Source organism: Streptomyces sp. 150FB (genome assembly GCF_000818195.1).
In the GTDB taxonomy this organism is placed as follows: domain Bacteria; phylum Actinomycetota; class Actinomycetes; order Streptomycetales; family Streptomycetaceae; genus Streptomyces.
In genome coordinates this window covers 6,589,440-6,590,787 of the sequence record NZ_JTHL01000001.1, presented here as the reverse complement: position 1 = coordinate 6,590,787, position 1,348 = coordinate 6,589,440, and the positions used below count along the sequence as shown (strand labels likewise).

1 pseudogene is annotated in these 1,348 nt (G+C 76.6%); it reads left to right on the top strand.

Annotated features, from left to right (window positions below):
- Positions 1–1,348: pseudogene (locus tag QR77_RS49200) on the top strand (hypothetical protein); the annotation flags it as partial.

Sequence of the window (1,348 nt, the reverse complement as noted above, 5' to 3'; positions counted from 1 at the left end):
GCGGCTGCTGAACGCCGCGTCCACGCAGGCGCAGGAGGTCACCACCCACGCCGAGCAGCTCCGTACGACCACGAACGCCGAGTCCGACCAGGCGCGCCAGCAGGCCGGTGACCTGAGCCGGGCGGCCGAGCAGCGGATGCAGGAGGCCGAGGACCGGCTGCGCGAGGCGCGCGCCGAGTCCGAGCGGGTCGTCGCCGAGGCGAAGGAGGCCGCGGTCAAGCGGCTGGCCGGCGCCGAGTCGCAGAACGAGCAGCGCACCCGTACGGCCAAGTCGGAGATCGCCCGGCTCGTCGGGGAGGCCACGCAGGCGGCCGAGACCACGAAGGCGGAGGCCGAGCAGGCCCTCGCCGACGCGCGCGCCGAGGCCGAACAGCTCGTCATCGAGGCGGCCGAGAGGGCGCGTACGGCGGCCGCCGAGGATTCGGCGGCGCAGCTCGCGAAGGCCGCCCGTACCGCCGAGGAGGTGCTGACCAAGGCGTCGGACGACGCCAAGGCCACCACCACGTCGGCGAGCGAGGAGGCCGACCGGATCCGTCGCGAGGCGGAGGCCGAGGCCGACCGGCTGCGCGGCGAGGCCGCCGAGCAGGCTGACCAGCTCAAGGGCGCGGCCAAGGACGACACCAAGGAGTACCGCGCCAAGACCGTCGAGCTCCAGGAAGAGGCGCGCAGGCTGCGCGGCGAGGCCGAGCAGCTCCGCGCCGAGGGCGTCGCCGAGGGCGAGCGGATCCGGGGCGAGGCCCGCAGGGAGGCCGTCCAGCAGATCGAGGAGGCGGCCAGGTCCGCCGAGGAGCTGCTGACGAAGGCGAAGGCGGACGCCGACGAGGCGCGCGCCAACGCCACCACGGAGAGCGAGCGGGTACGCACCGAGGCCATCGAGCGCGCCACGACGCTGCGCCGGCAGGCCGAGGAGACCCTGGAGCGCACCCGCGCCGAGGCCGAGCGGCTGCGCGCCGAGGCCGAGGAGCAGGCCGAGGCGACGAAGGCGGCGGCCGAGGAGGCCGCAGCCGAGCTGCGCGAGGAGAACGAACGCGGCATAGAGGGCCGGAGGGCCGACGCCGCCGACGAGTTGACGCGGCTTCACACCGAGGCGGAGCAGCGGGTCACCTCCGCCGAGGAGGCGCTCACCGAGGCGCGCTCCGAGAGCGAGCGGATCCGCCGCGAGGCCGCCGAGGAGACCGAGCGGCTGCGCGCGGAGGCCGCCGAGCGGATCCGTACGCTCCAGGCCGCGGCGGAGGAGGAGGCCGAGCGGCTGCGTACCGAGGCCGCCGCCGACGCCTCGCAGTCCCGTACGGAGGCGGAGACCGCCGCCGGGCGGCTGCGCGCCGAGGCGTCCGCCGAGGCCGAGCGG